We start from the raw sequence: 18,893 nt of genomic DNA, 5'->3' as shown, positions 1-18,893 counted from the left end.
AATTTCACTGAATCCCCTAAGGAACCAGCATTTATATTTTAGCGCTAATTCGCCTTGATTAGTGCAAATTATCAATTAAATCCAAACTGAGCGCCAAATGGTACGCGACAAGCCGGTTGGAGCGACAGTCTTTGGCACCACGCGACGCCTTGACCTACCGCAATTCAGTTTTATACCAACTAATACGTAAAAAATTGTTCTGCCGCTAACTGCTCAGAAAAAGTTGGCCTAACCAGTTGCTACCTCGCTTTACACTAATCCTTGGTCCAACTGATACAGCTTGCGGAAGCGCGCATTAGTTTGGTACAGCTCATGCGGCGTTCCTTGCATGGCGATCTGCCCCTGCTCCAAGAAAATCACCTGATCAGCGTGCTCGATCCCCTGCAAATGGTGGGTCACCCAGATCACCGTTTTGTCCGCTAACACTTTAAAAATCGTGTTCAATAAGGCCTTTTCTGTGATCGGATCTAGCCCAACCGTGGGTTCATCTAACAAAATAATCGGTGCGTCCTGGATCAGCACACGTGCCAAAGCTAAACGTTGCTGCTCGCCCCCGGAGAAGCGGGCGCCGGCTTCTTCGACTACCGTGTTAGCTCCAGCCGGCAAACGCGCCATCAGCGGACCTAATTCAACGGCCCGTAATGCGGCCATGATTGCTTCATCGCTGGCCTGTAGATTTCCTAAACGAATATTATTTAATACCGTCGTGTTAAATAAGAATGGTTTTTGATCCAACATACCGATCAATTGCGCGCGTTGCTGCTGTAACGCCGCGATCGGTATGTGATTCAACGTCACCTGCCCAGCCTGTGGAGTTAATTCGCCTAACAATAGATCCAACAGCGTTGTTTTGCCAGTCCCACTTGGACCAAGAATCGCTAATTTTTCACCAGCAGTAATGTGTAAGTCGAATTGCTGCAAAATTAGGGCCTGTGCAGTAGCGTATTTAAAATCAACTTGTTGAAAATCTAAGCTAGCCACTGGTGCCGTTAATGTTTGCTGCTGCGGCAATGTACGAACTGCCGGTTGCAAATTATTTAACCGCTTGACTGAAGTCATATACAGCGGCCACTCTTCCACCCCCTGACTGACCGGTGCAAATGCATCGACCAGTGGAAATAAGCAGAGCACAAACGCAGCAATCCAATTAGCTAAGCCTTGATTAGCCGTAAACTGCTGATTAGTCCACACCATCAAAACTAGGATGATCACGCCAAACAGCAGTTGAATCAGAAAATCGCGGCGCCATTCGAAACGCCGTGTTTGCAAAGTATTAGCCCGTGCAGCCTTTAAAGTTGGTTGCGGCCGCGCTAAAAAATCAGTTTGGCGAGCAGAGATCACCCAATCCGACAAGCCCAAAACATCGTCAGTCATATCCGTGTACAGATCGTGCCGCAACTGCTTGCGGCGCTCAACACGTGCGCCTAAAACAGCCACAGAAACCAACGGCAGCAAGAAAATAATCACCGCCAGCAACAAGGCGATCGCCAAAGCAAAAAACCAATTAAAGAAGCCAAGCGCGATCACGATCAAAACGTACAACAACCAACTGATCAAAGTAGGAAAAATAGTGCGTAAATATAAATTCTGTAAATGACCTAGATCATCGGCTAGAATACCTAAAATAGCGCCCGTTTTAAAATGCTGTTGAAAAAAGGCAGCGTCTTTAGCTAGCGTTTTGTACAAGCGTTTACGCAGATCTGAAGTGACCTTCAACACCCAGTTATGACTGGTCAAACGCTCCAAATAACGAAAGGTTGGCCGAGCGATCCCAAAAGCACGTACTAAAACCACCGGCACATAGATCAATAAAATATTTTCCGGCTTAGTCGCCGCCTTACTGATCAAATAGCCAGAAGTGAACATTAAAGCCCCACCACAAATAAAAGTGATTAGGCCGAGAACTAAAATCAGCGTCAGCAGACCTTTATATTTAGTCATGTAAGGTTTGACCCAAGTATCGTGTTTCAATTGTTTCATAGTGGCTCCCCTCGCATTTGCGTCATTAAGCTCACATACGCGCCCTGTTGTTTTTGTAACTGTGCTGGCGTTCCTTGTTCAACCAAGCGACCTTGTTGGATCACGAACACATAATCCATTTGTTGCATCCAGTGCAAACGATGCGTGGCAAAAAAAACCAAATGATCATCAAACAATGGCATCATCGTTTCCTTCAACGCAGCTTCAGTTTCAATATCTAAATGAGCCGTGGGTTCATCTAAAAGTAAAATCCGCCGCTGCGAATCTAGAAAAGCACGGGCCAATGCGATGCGTTGACCTTGACCACCACTGACACCCCGGGCACCTTCGCCAATGATCGTGTCCAGGCCGGCTGGTAAAGTTGCCAGCCAGTCATCTAGTCCGGCTTGGCTAGCCGCTTTTTCAATAGCTGCCGGCGCCGCATCTGGTTGATAAAAAGCAATATTAGCGGCGATCGACATATGAAATAAATACGGTTTTTGTGGCAAATAAACAAAATTTTGCTGCCACTGCTCCTGGCTTAAATGCGGTACCACCTGATCATTGACCTTGATCTCACCTTGTTGTGGTTGTAAAAAACCGCCTAAAGTATTGATCAAAGTTGATTTACCAGAACCAGATTCACCAATGATGCCAATTTTGTGATAACCTTGCACACTAAAGGAAACCGCCGCCAAATCCGCTTCATTACTGCCTGGATAGCTCACATTAACGTTGGTAAAAGTTAATTGGCTGTTAGCCTGCCAAGTTGGCGCCGCCGTTAAGGCCTGCCGCTGTTGTGGCTGCGGTAATTCTAAAATGGCGAAAACTGCCTGCAGCGCATTTTTGCCGTTCAAGGTAGCGTGATAATCGCTGGAAAAATCTCGAAGCGGCTGAAAAAATTCTGGTGCTAAAATTAATGTGGCTAAAGCCGGAAATAAAGCCATCTGTCCATTCAATAGTGCCAAGCCCAGAAAGACCGCCACAATGGCGATCGACAATGTTGTGAAAAAATCCAACGCAAACGTGGATAAAACCGCAATTCGCAGTACACCCATCGTTTTTTTGCGGTAAGCTTCACTGACTTGATAAACATTGTCAGCATATTGATCACTGATCCCCAACAGTTTCAAGGTAGCCAACCCCCGCAAGGCATCAACAAAATGATTGGCCAGTTGTTGATAGCCAGCATATTGTTGATCCGCCTTATCCCGCGCAGCAAAACCTAAAATAATCATGAACATGATCACGATCGGCACTACCACCAATAAGATCCAGCCAGAACGGCGGTCTAAGGTAAAAATATAAACTAACAGGATCCAAGGAATGATCATCATATTCAGCATTTTATTCAAGATCAAGGTCATATAATTCTCTACCTGATCAATCCCTTCTAACGCCATGGTCACCATATTACCAGTTCCCTGCTTGGCCACTAAACTCGGCCCTAAATGAAATAATTTAGTCAGTAGTTGCTGCCGCAAAGTGGCACTCGCCTGACTGGCAAATTTATCTAAAACATGATTTTTTAGCCAATTTAATAAATGGCGACCCAGTAAGGCGCTAAAAAAGAAAAGCATTGGCCAATAAAGCCAAGCCAATGCTTTTAACCGCCAAGAATTAACGATTGCTTGAGCCAAAAACTTACCTTGAAACAAAATCATAAATGCTTGCAGAATGGTTAATCCTGCAAGCATTAGTAAAGCCTTTTTTGTTCCAGATAAGCGTAAAAGGCGCTTATCGATCATTTATCACTCACCACTTTTTTCGTATCCACACGTTGATTAAAGACAAAGTAACTCCAAATCGTGTAGGCAAGCACGATCGGCACTAAGATGGCGGCTACGATAGTCATTACGCCTAAAGTATATTCAGTCGATGAAGCGTTAGCGATCAAAATACTGTGCAACGGATCATTGCCCACCATTACCCGTGGGAATAAACCATTGAATAATAGCGCCACGACGCCAATCAAAGTCGCGCCACTGGCAATAAATGACAGCCCTTCTTTATCCCGATAAGCACCATAAGTCGCAACGACACTTAAAAGTACGATCAAAATCAACAAAAGCCAGCTGGACAGCGGCCGTTTACTGAAGAAATCGGTTTGCCATAATAATAGTCCTGCAAAGGCCACTAACCCAACGAAAAGAACTGGGTACAAGATTTTAGTCAGCGCCTGTGCACGTTGCCGTAACTCACCGGTCAACTTTAAGCGAATAAAATTCAAACCGTGTAACAAGCAAAGTAAGGCAACCGCAACGCCGCCTACGATCGAGAATAAGTTGACATAATCACCAAAGCCGCCGCGGATATTACCTCCAGCATCCAGGGGCATCCCTTTGACTAGATCAGTAAACATCATTCCCAATAGAAAAGGTGCACAAAGACTGCCTATCGACAACGCCCAACCCCAGAGCTTTTTACCTGCTGGTGAAAGCGCGTGGGCACGAAATTCAAACGAAACACCCCGTAAAATCAGCGCAAACAACGTTAAAAATAAAATAATGTAAAAGCCTGAAAAAAGACTAGCATACCAGTACGGGAACGAAGCAAACATCGCCCCACCAGCAGTGATCAACCAAACTTCATTACCGTCCCAATGCGGTCCGATCGACTGCATCAATTCACCACGTTCTTGTTCATTATGAGCAATCAAACGTAGCGCCATGCCTACCCCATAATCAAAACCTTCTAAGAAGAAAAAGACAGAGAATAATAATCCGATCAGAAAAAACCATAATAGTTGTAAGCTACTCATGACTGAAGGCCCCCTTCGATAATGGATCAACAGTGGTATCAGCATAACCGGTACCATCCAGTGCATCAGGTCCCGCCACTAAAGTACGGTGCGCAAAGTAGATCATCGTCCCACCAAGTAAGGTGAAGATCAAGAAGTACATAATGTTTGAAAACCATAAGTCACCAGCAGTCACACTTGGCGAAACCGCATCGGCGATCGTATACAAGCCGTAAACGATCCACGGAAAACGTCCTAATTCAGTGATCAACCAACCACAAGTATTCGCAATAAAAGGCAGCCATAAACTGATCCCTAAAACGTACAATAACCACCGTTGATTTTGCAGCGTATTTTTCTTAGCCCGACTGAACCACAAACCTAATACAGCAATTAGAATAAAGAACATCCCACTACCGGCCATGATCCGGAAACTCCAGAATAACGTTTTCGGTGGTACATAATAATTGATCGCTGAACCGTACTTGCCGTCATATTTAGCGTGTAGTTCTTTATTGATGGTATCCATTCCCTTAACCGAGCCAGTTGCTTTATGGTAAGTCAGCAAACTCAGCATTCTTGGTACCTCAATACTCCAAGTTACTTTTTTGTTTTTGGTGTCAAAGCCTTGAACTACCGACCATGACGCCGGATTACCACTATCTTTATAGATCCCTTCAGTAGCGGCAAATTTCATCGGCTGATCCTTGATCACTTGTTGCGTCTGTAGATCACCAACGGCAACGGTGAGAATCGCTGCAACTAAGCCAACCCACAACCCCACACGTAAAGATTTGTGGTAAAAAGTTTTGTTTTCATGCTTTAACAAGCGCCAAGCCGACATTCCAGCCAACGCAAAAGCAGCCGTTGTAAATGCCCCAAAGATCACGTGCGGAAATTCAACCCACAACTGAGGATTTTTCAATAGGCCACTAAAACTAGCCATTTCTGCCCGCCCATTAGCGATCCGGTAAGCAACCGGATTTTGCATAAAACTATTCGCCGTTAAGATCCATAATGCGGAAATACTAGAACCAAGTGTAACCAACCAGATAAATAGTGCGTGAATTCCAGGTTTGAAACGATCCCAAGTAAACATCCACATGCCAATGAAAACCGATTCCAAGAAAAAAGCTAATAGCGCTTCGATCGCTAATGGTGCCCCAAAAATATCACCCATGAACCGGGAATAATCCGACCAATTCATTCCGAATTGGAATTCCTGAATGATCCCAGTTACAACGCCGACCGCAAAACTAAGTAGAAAAATCTTCCCCCAGAATTTCGCCATCTTTTTGTAATCATCATCGCGCTTGAACACATAAATTGTTTCCATAATAGCTGTTAACAGTGCCATGCCAATTGAAAAAGGAACGAAGAAGAAATGAAAAATCGTTGTCATTGCAAATTGAAACCGCGCTAATGACAACATACTGACCCCGAGTACCAACATTGTCCCAACCACCTCTCTACTTTGAATGGATAAATAATTATCAACTGATTTAAAATCTATCCTGTGTATCCACTTACATTATAAGCGACAACACACTTTGCATCAAATCAATATCGCAATAGAATTTTTACAAAATTTGCCACTTTTAACTGTACATTGGTTTTTCAGGCCCATTTTGGCCACCATTTTTAAACTAACTAACACGTAAATCGTTGTTTTTAGGACAGCGCAGTGAACCGAATACTTTGCGGTTCTAGATTATGTTGCCAGCTAGCCAAAAATCTAGCACATTTCTTGCATGCAGACCGGCAGCACTTTATTGTGGGAATAAGTAGGAAGACTTTACTTAGGTCAGACCTACAAATCATCTTTTAGTTAGCTAGTCAAATCACGTTTGGGGCAGCACCAAATGTTTTTTGTGGTTGCGCCAGCCACAACGTGATCAGAAAACAACCCCTGCCCAATAATTCATTCAGATAACTTTATTGACCGAACAGTAAACCTCGTCAAAGTTTGAAGCTTTTTTCAACCCACTCTGAACTCACCTGACTGGAGGGATCTTATCGTGACTGAACAACAACTGAGCCAGCCAGAAAATATCATTACTGGACAGCACTATCGCTTTACCGTTTTAACCGAGCGAATGGTGCGCTTAGAATATAGTGTCAATGAGCACTTTGAAGATCATCTGACCCAAATTGTCCAAAATCGTAATCTCGGTACGCCCCGTTTTGAAGTTTTTCGGCACCGTAATCAGCATGAGTTAGAGATCGTCACCGATTATTTTCATCTATATTATGATGGCGGCGGCCTAACTGCAGATTCACTTTATATCGACACCAAATACGGTTATTCTTCCTATGATAATCGGTGGAATTTTGGCCAGCCAGTGGAAACGCTGAAAGGAACTGTGCGGACGCTAGACGAAGCCGATGGCGAGGTACCATTGGAAGAAGGTTTGATGAGTCGTAATGGCTATTCAACGATTGATGATAGCCACTCGTTCATTATTGAAGATGATTTATTACGCCCGCGAACAGCAGCCGGTGAAGATTGGTATTATTTAGCGTACGGTCACGATTTTTTTGCCTGTTTACGTGATTATTACCGTCTAACTGGATTTCCACCGTTACTGCCGCGCTATGCCCTTGGCAATTGGTGGAGTCGTTATCATGCGTATACTCAAGCCGAGTATCAGGAATTGTTTCAAGAATTTGAACGTGATGGGGTGCCTTTTTCCATCGCTGTGCTGGATATTGATTGGCATTTAACACGAGTTCCCCACCGTTTTGGCAGCGGTTGGACTGGTTATACTTGGAACCGTAAATTATTCCCACGGCCGGAACGCTTATTGCAATGGCTCCACGAGCACGGCAAAAAAGTAACGTTGAATTTACATCCTGCTGACGGCATCCGTGCCTTTGAGGCGGCCTACCCTGCAGTAGCCAAGCACTTGCAGTTAGATACTAAGGCTGAAGAGCCTGCATTATTTAATTTACGCGATGAGGCCTTCCGGAAAAGTTATTTTGAAGACGTTCACCATCCATTGGAAAAAATGGGCGTTGATTTTTGGTGGATCGACTGGCAGCAAGGCACAAATTTCACCGAACAGCAAGTTGATCCACTATGGCTACTCAACCATTATCACTTTAAAGATAGCCGTCAACGCCATGGTGAAGGTCTGATTCTATCCCGCTACGCCGGTTTAGGTAGCCACCGTTATCCGGTCGGCTTTTCTGGGGATACGATCGTTACTTGGAACTCGTTGGCTTTCCAACCGTATTTTACCGGTACTGCCACTAACGTAGGTTACACCTGGTGGAGCCACGACATTGGTGGCCATATGCACGGTGTTCGCGACGATGAACTTGCGCTACGCTGGTTACAGTTTGGCGTTTTCAGCCCGATCATGCGGCTGCATTCCAGTGGTAACTTGTTCAGTGGCAAGGAACCGCAAAACTATAATCAAGAAATCGCTGAAATTATGCGCGAGTTTCTACGACTACGCCATAAATTGATCCCTTACTTGGATTCTGCTAATTATGAGACCCACACCTTCGGTATTCCATTAGTGCGGCCAATGTATTACCATCATGATAAACCGACCGCCTACGAATTACGCAATCAGGCCATGTTTGGCTCTGAATTATTAGTCGCACCGATCGTCAAACCAAAAATTGACCGCTTAGCCCAGTCAAAAGTCACGATTTGGTTTCCAGAAGGTCAGTGGTTCGACTTCTTTACTGGTTTGCGCTATGAAGGTAATGTGACCTTGAATGTATTCCGTGACAATCACCGTTATCCAGTCTTCGTTCGTGCCGGTGGAATCGTGCCTTTGAATCCGCACCCGCAAGAAGATGTGATGCAATTACCAAAAACTTTAGCGGTCAAAATTTATCCTGGAGCTGACCATGATTATCGCATGTATGAACATCAGGCTGAGCACACTGCAGTCACCACCTTTACTTGGGACTGGCAGCACCGTCGTTTCACGATCAAAGTCGCCGATCCTGGTAACATTATCCCTAGCAAACGAATCTATCAGCTTCACTTTATTGGCGTGACGCCCTTTGAAGCACAGATCGACCCGGCAATTAAGCAAAACGTCACGACCCACGAAAACCGCATTATTTTTCTCCAGAATAACTGCGCAGATTTCGGTGTAACTTTCAGTAAAATGGAACTGGCCGGCCAACGAGAACAAATTGTGGCGCGCCTGTTCGATAAATTACGCCGGGCCCAGATCGACTTCGACACCAAAGAATTGATTTGGCAAAAATTTTTAGCGGCGGATACTAAAATTCAATTTATCAGCTTTTTAAATACACTAACTGACCAAGATCTGGCCACCTTTTTATACGAGATCGTTTATTTGCTCTAAAATAAACGCTTACGGAACTTAAATAAGGAAACGTAACCGGCGTAATCGCAGCATTTCTGATCCAGTTGAAGTAAAACAAAACAGGTTCCAGCTGCGGTAGCACACACAAATTTAGTTGTGTAATCGTGGCTCTAAGTTAGACACAAAAATACCAGTAAAAGCAGTGCAATCTGCTTTTACTGGTATTTTGTTTAGAAATAATTTGCTTAATTTTAAAATTGCGCCTTACCAAACTTACAGTGAACACATCAGCGTGCTAAAACCAAGCGTTTAGTTAGCCTAATTATTCGCCGCGCGCCGGCAAAACGCTAACTTAGTGTAACCGAGTTTAAAAATCGCGGATACGCTACTGATGCGGCCCGTGACTAAACGCCCAAGCAACGATCAGAACCAGAATAATGGCGCCACCGATCGCAGGTAGTAAGGCTAGATCGGCCACTTGCGGTCCCCAACTACCGAATAAAGTTTCACCGAGCCAGGCGCCGATCAAACCGGCAACGATCAAACCAAGCCAACCTAATGGTACTTTTCGACTAGTGATTGCTCCGGCCAGGCCACCAATAAGCGCGCCGGTGAGTAATAACCAGATTAAATGAAACATTGCTACCACCCCTTTCATTAAACTTTGATTAGCCTTAACATACAGGGTTTGAAGCGCTTATTGCAATGAATATGCCTTAAATCGTGGTTAAAAGTCGACTTCTCTTACTGCGCTAAACGTGACCTAAATAAATAATTGATTACGTATGTATATTATTTGTTTTTACCTATGCTAGCGCCGATAATTAAGGTAACTATTTCATGGGAAAGGCGGTCTTTACGATGTCCATAACCATCAAAATCGCTTCGACTTCTAACCACGAATTCTGTACGCCGTTAATGACTTTGTACGTTTCGATTTTGGAACAAAATCCGGCGGTCACTTTTGAGTTTTTTATTATTGATGATCATTTATGGCCCCTTGATCATCGTTACCTTAATGCACTGTGTCAGCAATATTCAAATTGTCGGCAAATTAGCTTTTTACATGTTGATTCGCGCAGCTACACCCACGCTGCCACTAATCAACGGATCATTCAAGCAGCTTACTACCGGATTGATCTGCCGGAAACTTTGCGGCAACACCACTGCTTACTTTATTTAGATTGCGATATGATCTGTCGGGGTGACTTACGACCATTATGGCAACAAGACCTGCACGGTAATATTATTGGGGCCGTCGAAGATGCTGGTTATGTGGAAGCCCGGTTGACCCAAATGGGAGTGCCTCATCAGCAGGCACGTTATTTCAATTCAGGTTTAATGCTGATCGACGTTCAGCGTTGGCGGCAACAGCAGATTTCCCAACAAGTTAAAACCTTTATCGCTGAGCACCCTAAGCAATTACGTTATCATGATCAGGATGCGCTTAATGCAATTCTTGCCGATCATTGGCTACGTCTTCACCCTAAATATAATGCGCAGTCGCGCTTGATTTGGCGCGAGCAAAAGCACCGTGATCCTGTTGAAGAGCGGCATAACGAGGCCGCCCGGCAGGCGCCGGTTTTATTGCATTATTCCGGTTACCGTAAGCCCTGGAAACCAGCAGATAATCATCCGGCCGCGGCCGCCTTTAACGCCTATCAACCACTCGTCCAGAAAATAAAATTAAAAGCCCTTAATCAACCCCATCACCGCCAAGCTAAAAAAGCTTAAAGGCAGCTGTTCCGTCGTTTTCTAAACGGAGCAGCTGCCTTTTATATTTTTCTACTGCAATGCCCATTTTTCAATGGCCTGTGCAACCCCATCGTGATCATTATCACTGGTAACTTGTTGGGCCGCAGCCTTAACACTAGCGATCGCGTTACCCATCGCCACCCCAGTAACGGCATATTCGATCATGCTTAAATCATTGCCTTGATCACCGATCGCCATGACATTGGCCGCCGTTAGACCTAATTGTTCCGCTAATTTAGCCACCGCATGACCTTTATTAACGTTTTTACGGGTGACTTCAAGGAAGAAGGGCGCGCTCCGCATGAAGTTAAACCGCTGCATAAATGGCGCAAATTCAGCCTTGTTAGCCAATGCTGCTGTGATCAATTCCGGTGTGTCAATGAACATCCCCTTCGGCATCAGCACTTCCCGCATTTCTTCTGGTGTTCGATAAGAAACCGGAATCGCTACTAAATAAGATTCGTAGATCGTGTATTGACCGAGATCACGATTAGCGGTGTATAAACGCTGATTATTTTCAATTTGAAAGTGGAGCTTTAACCGCCGCGCCAAGGCTTCTAATTCCGTATAATCCGCGTAGTCCAATGCTTCTTCCGCCAGAATTTGCCCACTGGTGGTCTGTACCGAAGCGCCGTTAAATGTGATCACGTACTCAGCATCCTGCGCTGCCAGGCCTAACTGGGTCAAAAAGCTTGCGACCCCAATCAGCGGTCGGCCGGTGCACAACACGACCTTGATTCCTTGTGCTGTAGCCGCCTTAACGGCCTTAATCGTTGCCGGTGCCAATTCATTTTGTGAAGTTAACAAAGTTTTATCAATGTCGATGGCAATTATTTTTATCACGTTAAGTCCCCCAAAATTTATTTGATAAAGCTAGTATCGTTCCATAATTGCTTGGTAAAATGCGTGCCATCACTGCTGCTAAGTTGGGTCACGCTAGCATTAGCCAATAGTCCATGCTGCCGAATCGCTGCCAATGGAACACCTAAGACCCGTTGCAATAATGTCATCAAAAAGACGCCGTGACTGGCGATCAGCACATTACCGGTGGGGTCGGCCTGAAAGATCTGCAATAAAGCTCGCCGCCCACGCTGTTCTAAGTCGGTGTAACCTTCAGCATGGATCACACTGGCATCAAACTGCTCTGGCCGCTTAAAATAATATTGACACTGAATTTCAGCCTGGTGCTCCGCCAGCACGTCACCATCCCAATCGCCGAGATCAATCTCCCGTAGATCCGGCAAAATCACCGTTGGTACGCGGGGATTTTGATTCAACGCCAACACATTCGCCAACGTTGCTTGTGCCCGTTGTAAGGGTGATGAATAAGCATGGGCAAAGGCCACATTCTGCAAAAACTGGCCCGCCTGGCGCGCACCAGCAACACCTATTGGCGCTAAAGGCACGTCAATGCCACTACCACAGAAACGATGCTGCTGATTCATTGATGTCACACCGTGCCGAATAAAATAAAATTCGGTCAAATTTTCCACCCCATTAATTAATTGCTATAGCTAAATAGTATCATTGCCGCTGAGCGGCTGCAAATACGGTTACGAATAGTTGAATATTGTTGGTCCAACTTACAGCATCAACATAATATAGAGCAGACAAAAATGGTGGTAAAAGTAGTTGCACACTATTTTTACCACCATTTTTTGGCCAATAGATTCGACCTAAATTTAAAATGACCACCCGAAATAACGGCAACTTTAGTCAAACAGATTTTTAGCCTTGGTGTAATTGAACACTGGTCCGTCTAAACAAACGTAAGTACCGTTGATCTTGCAGTGACCACATTTGCCGACACCACAAGACATGCGGCGTTCAAACGACACCCAGATTTTATCTTCTTGGGCGCCATTGGCCAGGCATTCCTGGGCCGCCAGTCCCATCATGACCGGCGGCCCAACGATCGCCACGTTATAATCGGCAAAATCAGCGAAAGGAATTTCTTTGATATATTGCGTCACGAAGCCTTGGTGAAATCCTGGCGCTTCCATATTATCTAAGCAATAAATCGTATGAAATTTCTGGGCAAACTTAGCGAGTTCATCACTAAATAACACCGCATTGACATCCTTAAAACCTGTGATCAAATGCACCGAGCGGGCAATCGCTGGATGATCATAAAAATGATTCAAGATCGTTTTCAAAGGCGCCATCCCAGTACCACCACAGATCACAACTAAATCTTTGCCTTCAAAATCGGCGACTGGGAAACTATTACCGTAAGGCCCGCGCATAAACAAAGTATCATTAGGCCCTAACCCAAAAATACCGTTGGTCAGCCGACCGGTTTTACGGATCGTAAATTCCAGATAACCGACACCGCGACCGCTGATCGAGATCGGCGCTTCCCCAATTTTAGGGATCGACAGCTGGAAAAATTGATTGTAAGCAGTCGGCCGATCGTAAGCAACCCGAAAGGTATATTCCGCTTGCGTTTCCCGCAAAACTTTTAAAATTTTATGGGCTTGGGGCAACATTATATTTTCCACGTTATTGCACCTCGCTTTTTGCTTTTTCTAGCGCATCATGAAACTCATTGATCGTGTCCAAAACAGAAATATCCTGAGGACAGCGGGCGATACAGCGACCGCAGCCAACACACATATTCTCACTGCCACCGAAACGTTGCCGGTAATCATAAACTTTATGGAGTACTTTGAAACGCATATTAGCGCCTGGTGTTTTCCGCACACACCGGCCACCAGCCGTGCGGGTAAAGCTATCCAACATGCAAGATGACCAAACCCGACGGCGTTCCCCATCTGGGCTAGTTTCGTTATAACGGACATCGGTGGTATCGAAACAAGTACAAGTTGGACAAACCGTATTGCAACCACCACAACCAATACAATTATTGTCAAACTTATGCCAATAATCCAAGTGTCCCGCCAATTTCAATTCAGCTGTATTATTGATCTCAGGCAGTACCGCTTTTTGCTTATTTGCGGTGACAAATTTCGGGGTAAATTGACTAGGTTGCATTCCGGAAAAGGCAGCCGCTAAACTAGGATCCTGGACTTGGACTTGAACGCCATCGGTACCTAGACGAACCGCCAGGCTGTAGTTGTGACTGACATTAGTATGCATGGAAACGCAGAAACAATTAGGCAAACTTTGCTCACATTCCAACAACACGATTTTTAATTTGTCACGCAATCGCTTGTAATAAATATCCTCATTGCCGCCATTTTTCAGAAAAATATTGTCGGTTCGTTTTAAGGCATTGATATCACACGGGTGTAAAAACAGAATAATATCCTTATCGTCAGTTAACTGGCTTTCCTGACAGCCATTTTGGTTGAAATAAAATAGGGTCTGCATGATCGGATAATAAATTTCTTTAGCCGAAAAATCGGACTGGCGATCCGTTACGATCTCTTTAACCGAATTAATTTCACCAAAACGAACTAATTCAGGTTGATCAGGATTACGACTAGCCATTAATTTAGGCGCGTAAACATGATAATGTTCCTGCCATTGACTGATAATTTGGTCCATTGCCGCGTAACTTAAGGCATAACTCGGTGGTTTGGGCGCCGGGGCATCAGCCGTAACCAGTAATTTAGCTTCCATTTGTAAAAAGCCGAGCGTTAACTTGGCGACACCGGGATAAAAAGTTGTCCGACTATAGCGGGCAATATCTTGACAAAATTGCGGCACCCAATTCAATAAATGCCGGTGCAAAAAGATTTGTTGCTGCGCTAAGCTAGCTTCTGTACGCACTAAATGCGCCATAAATTTCAGTTCCACCGCAATATGATCTTCTTTAATATCTGTTTGTTCCGTAACAAGTGCTAGGCCGGCCGCAGCATACTCGGCCTGAACCTGCTCCCAAGCTTCCTGCATGATCAATTTTTGCTTACTGGTATAGACAGATTCATAGGGAAAGGCGGCCTTCCCTTTTGGTTCCCCTGCTGCTAAGAAAACTTTCGCATAGTCAACGGCGAGATCATCAATTGCATCCACATGCGAATTAGCGGTTAAAAAAGTATGGATCTGATCATAACCAGCCTGCAGCGTAACCTCACCACAAGCGGTAGGGTAAGTCAATTGCCTTAATTGCCGCAAAAGAGCCGGCGAAACCTCGTGCTCATATAAGCGGGCTAAAAACAGATAGAACTGCTGCCGATTTTGCTGGACAGCTACATCATTAATTGCTGTCATCCCTGCCGCCCCCTTCTCACACCGACACAATCTTGGGGTAAAACATCTTGCCATTTATCATTTTTCAAAATATAACGTACTGACGGATGATTACCAAAGTCGCGTAAACTATAGATGTGATCTTCACCAGCGGCGGCTAACAAACGAGCTACTTCACTATTCGGGTCATTAATATCGCCAACGTGTAGTGCACCACCAGAACAATTCTTGACACACGCCGGTAGGCCACCTTGACGACGATTTTGAATACACAGAGTGCATTTATCCGCCACATTCATCTCCTGATCAAATGAAATCGCACCATAGGGACAAGCACGCCGGCAGGCACCGCAACCAATGCATTTATCCCGGTCAATTTGAATCGTACCGTCGGCTTCATTAACATGGCAGGCACCGGTGGGACAAACTTTGACACAAGCGGGATTTTCACATTGCTGGCACATTGTCGGCAAAAAATACATTTGGATGTTGGGGTAGGTGCCAGTTGGCCCGATTTCTTTGATTTCATTGCGCATAGTGCCTAGGCCTAATTGGTTTTCCAATTTACAAGCAATTTGGCAGCCTTTGCAGCCGATGCACCGATCCACTTCGATCACAAAAGTTATTTTTTTCATTATTTTACTCCTTTCGTTATATCTGGTGTCGGTGCACTCGGCGTTGCTAACCAAGGTTTAAAGTCCTTTGGTTGTAGCCAAACGCCTTCAGGTGCGGAGTCGGCCTTAGTGATATTAACTAAATAACCGCGTAATGTGTAGGTTCCAAAAACATCGTTATACGGTGCCTGCGAACGGGACAGAACGTTAACATTCATTTCCTGCCAGCCATGCGTTTTGGTATTTAACGTTTCCGGATTCCAGAAACGTTCCATATACACCGCTCCAGGGTTGATCCCAGTAGTCACTTTAGCGATGCCCCGTACTTTACCACGTAACGACTCGACCCAGATCCAATCATCATCAGCAATACCAAATTTTTTGGCGGTGGCTGGATGAACCCAAACTTCAGGAGCTGGATAAAGTTCACGGGTCCAGGCCGCATTGCGTAACGTCCCATGATGAAAATAAGGCACCCGACCATTAGTCATGACTAACGGATATTTTTTGGCCAGCTGACTACCTTTTAAAGGACTTTCATAGGGTTCTTCATAATACGGTAGCGGATCATAATCCTGAGAGGCCGCCGGTAATTCACAATGACTGTATGGTTGGCCGGTTCGCCCTAACGTGATCAGGCGTTCCAAGTAGAGTTCACACTTCTTTGATGGCGTGGGAAAGCCCTTTGGTTGACCCGTTTGCGGATCCTTTTGTAAATAAACATAATAGCTACGGTAGTCAGCTTCACTCATATAGGCCACTGGTGCTTGCTGCTTTAACTGCTGCCACGTGAAGCCTGTATTCTTCAAGTTGGCATCCAACAATTCTTCCATTGAATCCCAATATTTCAGATCACTGCCCATATAATCGGCATCAAAAGCTTTTTGGCACCCTTCATGGCCTAATTCCGCACACCGCTTAGCTAATTTCGACCAAATCATCGTTTCGTCCATTGTTTCCCAAGTATGGGTCACAGCTTGCCGTGCGATCAATTTATTACACGATTCCACGATCATATCCGTTTCTAACCATTCTTCAGTTGGCAACAGCATATCTGCATAAGCCGAAAAAGAAGTTGGGTACATATACATATGGACAATAAAATCGACTTTTTTACTGGCCGCCGCCCAGCGTTTACTGTCGGCTAAGTTGACCAACTTATTGCCAGAACGCTCTAACCAAACACGTAACGGATAGGGTTCACTAGTTTCAATCGCATGTAACACGCTTGGTGCGTGGGCCGCTAACCACATATGCAACCCTTTATACTCATTGCCACCTAAACGCTTTTTCAATTGCTCGTCTGGTAATTTTGAAGCCGCTGGGGGTACGCAATAACCGATCATGTTAGTCGCACCTGCAGTGCCGAAACGTTGTAACAATGCCCCTGGCCGTTCAACATCCCCCATTAGCATGTCAATGATCCCGGCCGCCATCGCCGCCTGAGCCGAATTCGGTGATTGATCTGTAGCAACACCAATACAAAGACCTCCAGGCATATTGTTGATGAAAGTCAAAATGGCTTCCTCGATCTTCGCTTCAGGAACCCAACATAACGCCGCTGCTTTGGCTAAAGTGTAGTCAGCCACACGCTCCTTAAGTAACTGAAAACCCGTTTTATAAGTGACACCATTGATCACATAAGTGCCACTTAAAGCAACATCTAAGTCATCGTTCCACGGGTAAGCTAGTGGTTGCGCAGACTGTGTTTTTCTATCCCAAACCATAAACGTGTCCGGTTGTTTTGGATCAGCACTTTTAGCTGCGCGCCACTGCATTTTTGTTTTAGTATTAACTAAATAAGGTAAATTGGTCCATTTCAATACAAAATCATGGTTATAGGCTTTATGCGCAATAATATAATTGATCCAGGCTAATTGCAGTGCCACATCTGAACCGGGCCGTACCGGCAACCATACATCGGCCTTAGCCGCATCCGGTGTCATCCGCGGATCAATAACCACGGTTTTAACCCCTTTGGCCCGCAGATCAACTAGCGCACTGCCGCCCATAGCGGGACTAGAATAAGATGGATCCGCACCCCATAAAACCAAACATTTCATTTTCGTATCGTGGGCAAAATAAACCTCTTGGGCGTTGGAGTCCGCAATACTGGCATTGGTCCCCCCATACATCATGTCGTAGATACACATCCGTGGTAGGTAACATTGCGCACATCCTGGTTCAAACCAATTGGGTGTCCCAAAAATATTGCAAAACCGGGAGATACTCCAAAATTCTGGATTACCGCCGCCACCAGTGGAACAAAAAACACTTTCTGCACCATAATCGCGCCGCGCTGCCATTAGCTTATGGGCAATCGTGTCAATCGCCGTGGTCCAAGTAATTCGTTTCCATTTGTTTTCACCGCGCGCCCCGACACGGACCAACGGATACTTATTCCGATTGGGATTGTAAAGTGCTTGGATTCCCGATAAACCTTTGGCGCACATGTGACCTTTACTCATTGGATCTTCTGGATTACCTTCTAAGTGAATCACACGGCCATTTTTAACCGTGGCGATCACACCACAATTGGAAATACAGGCCCGACAAGCTGTTTTGATCGTCTTGATCGAATCTTTTGGTTGTGCCTGCTGCTGTGCGTCCACTAACGCACTGTTAGCATCATTCAACTCTAAACCAGCCACCACATTAGTTGCCGCAAAAAAATTAGTTTGCGCCATCATTTAACCTCCCTTTGACCTATTCGTTTAGTAATAATTAAGTGATATAAATCACAATGATCAGCAAAAAAAGTTATTTAATTGACTTTTTAGCTCATCGGTCACGTTAAATATAACATCATGAAAGCGGATTAAATATGGCCTTACCTAAATCAGTTATGCAAAATAGTTCGCATAAAAAATATAATTTTAGTTTAGCTTAAAAATATTCTGGAATAAAAGGCCATTAATAAACTGATCTTGCTATTTTGCTGTTGAAAATAAGCTGCAAAATGATCCGCTAGTTATGCTATTTTTTTGTGAATAGCAGTTTATAATTAAATTAGTCTCAATAGCTTGGTAATCAGGTTATATACTGCACATAAGGACTTCAACCGCAACAACACATTAAGGAGTTGGTTGACCATGGATTTTGCTCGTCTCGCCGAATTTATTGCCATTATTGATGCTGGTAGCATTGCCCAGGCCGCCACTAAACTAAATTTATCCGCAGCAACTTTAAGTCACCGTTTACGCCAGTTTGAACAGACTTTAGGTTTTAAATTATTTAAACGCAACCACACGCGTATGGAACTGACTGCTGAAGGTTATTATTTCTACCAAGATGCGCTGCGAATCAGTCAACATTATCGGGCCATCAAACAAGCGATGCACCAAGCGACCGAATAGCAACCTTATTTTTACGGAA

The 18,893-nt window shown here is 44.8% G+C and carries 14 protein-coding genes; 3 read left to right on the top strand and 11 right to left on the bottom strand.

The window, feature by feature from the left end:
- Positions 1 to 249: 249 nt before the first annotated feature.
- Genes cydC through FFM78_RS06010 form a run of 4 tightly spaced genes read right to left on the bottom strand, consistent with a single transcriptional unit; the run spans position 250 to position 6,149 of the window.
- Positions 250 to 1,980, bottom strand: coding sequence for a thiol reductant ABC exporter subunit CydC (gene cydC / locus FFM78_RS06025; RefSeq protein WP_137637540.1), 1,731 nt, complete (start codon positions 1,978 to 1,980; stop codon positions 250 to 252).
- The gene (gene cydD, locus FFM78_RS06020) at positions 1,977 to 3,707 is read right to left on the bottom strand and encodes a thiol reductant ABC exporter subunit CydD (protein ID WP_137637539.1); all 1,731 of its coding nucleotides are present in this window, start codon (positions 3,705 to 3,707) and stop codon (positions 1,977 to 1,979) included. Before cydD ends, cydC begins: the two co-directional genes overlap by 4 nt.
- Positions 3,704 to 4,720: a cytochrome d ubiquinol oxidase subunit II gene (gene cydB, locus FFM78_RS06015; protein ID WP_137637538.1), complete on the bottom strand. Its 1,017-nt coding sequence runs from the start codon at positions 4,718 to 4,720 to the stop codon at positions 3,704 to 3,706. Before cydB ends, cydD begins: the two co-directional genes overlap by 4 nt.
- Entirely contained in the window at positions 4,713 to 6,149 is a 1,437-nt protein-coding gene (locus FFM78_RS06010) for a cytochrome ubiquinol oxidase subunit I (RefSeq protein WP_171001850.1), read from the bottom strand. The genes cydB and FFM78_RS06010 overlap by 8 nt, the downstream gene beginning before the upstream one ends.
- Before the next feature lie 568 nt (positions 6,150 to 6,717).
- Here FFM78_RS06010 and FFM78_RS06005 point away from each other — a divergent pair.
- Positions 6,718 to 9,033 (top strand): glycoside hydrolase family 31 protein, encoded by a 2,316-nt coding sequence (locus FFM78_RS06005; protein ID WP_137637536.1) that lies wholly within the window; start codon positions 6,718 to 6,720, stop codon positions 9,031 to 9,033.
- A gap of 346 nt (positions 9,034 to 9,379) precedes the next feature.
- On the opposite strand, the gene FFM78_RS06000 is transcribed toward FFM78_RS06005, so the two are convergent.
- Complete coding sequence (locus FFM78_RS06000; protein WP_137637535.1) at positions 9,380 to 9,634, bottom strand: GlsB/YeaQ/YmgE family stress response membrane protein; 255 nt, start codon at positions 9,632 to 9,634, stop codon at positions 9,380 to 9,382.
- Positions 9,635 to 9,855: 221 nt separating this feature from the next.
- Here FFM78_RS06000 and FFM78_RS05995 point away from each other — a divergent pair, with 221 nt between their 5' ends.
- Positions 9,856 to 10,728, top strand: coding sequence for a glycosyltransferase family 8 protein (locus FFM78_RS05995; RefSeq protein WP_137637534.1), 873 nt, complete (start codon positions 9,856 to 9,858; stop codon positions 10,726 to 10,728).
- Positions 10,729 to 10,779: 51 nt separating this feature from the next.
- Here the strand turns inward: FFM78_RS05995 and yidA are convergent, their stop codons facing one another.
- The 6 genes from yidA to FFM78_RS05965 form a co-directional block, all read right to left on the bottom strand.
- Positions 10,780 to 11,592, bottom strand: a complete 813-nt coding sequence (gene yidA / locus FFM78_RS05990; RefSeq protein ID WP_137637533.1) for a sugar-phosphatase — start codon at positions 11,590 to 11,592, stop codon at positions 10,780 to 10,782.
- Between the two features lie 17 nt (positions 11,593 to 11,609).
- Positions 11,610 to 12,233: a histidine phosphatase family protein gene (locus FFM78_RS05985; RefSeq protein WP_137637532.1), complete on the bottom strand. Its 624-nt coding sequence runs from the start codon at positions 12,231 to 12,233 to the stop codon at positions 11,610 to 11,612.
- 228 nt (positions 12,234 to 12,461) lie between these two features.
- On the bottom strand, positions 12,462 to 13,250 hold the full coding sequence (asrB, locus tag FFM78_RS05980) for an anaerobic sulfite reductase subunit AsrB (RefSeq protein ID WP_223877018.1): 789 nt from the start codon (positions 13,248 to 13,250) through the stop codon (positions 12,462 to 12,464).
- A gap of 1 nt (position 13,251) precedes the next feature.
- Positions 13,252 to 14,925 (bottom strand): anaerobic sulfite reductase subunit AsrA, encoded by a 1,674-nt coding sequence (gene asrA / locus FFM78_RS05975; protein WP_171001848.1) that lies wholly within the window; start codon positions 14,923 to 14,925, stop codon positions 13,252 to 13,254.
- On the bottom strand, positions 14,922 to 15,539 hold the full coding sequence (locus FFM78_RS05970) for a 4Fe-4S dicluster domain-containing protein (protein WP_137637530.1): 618 nt from the start codon (positions 15,537 to 15,539) through the stop codon (positions 14,922 to 14,924). Before FFM78_RS05970 ends, asrA begins: the two co-directional genes overlap by 4 nt.
- Positions 15,539 to 18,205: a molybdopterin-containing oxidoreductase family protein gene (locus tag FFM78_RS05965; RefSeq protein ID WP_223877017.1), complete on the bottom strand. Its 2,667-nt coding sequence runs from the start codon at positions 18,203 to 18,205 to the stop codon at positions 15,539 to 15,541. The genes FFM78_RS05970 and FFM78_RS05965 overlap by 1 nt, the downstream gene beginning before the upstream one ends.
- A gap of 405 nt (positions 18,206 to 18,610) precedes the next feature.
- Here FFM78_RS05965 and FFM78_RS05960 point away from each other — a divergent pair, with 405 nt between their 5' ends.
- Entirely contained in the window at positions 18,611 to 18,874 is a 264-nt protein-coding gene (locus FFM78_RS05960; protein ID WP_137637528.1) for a LysR family transcriptional regulator, read from the top strand.
- The last annotated feature ends 19 nt before the right edge of the window (positions 18,875 to 18,893 follow it).

The sequence above is a fragment of the Loigolactobacillus binensis genome (assembly GCF_005405165.1).
Taxonomy (GTDB): Bacteria; Bacillota; Bacilli; order Lactobacillales; family Lactobacillaceae; genus Loigolactobacillus; species Loigolactobacillus binensis.
This window is presented reverse-complemented; position numbering and strand designations above follow the sequence as displayed.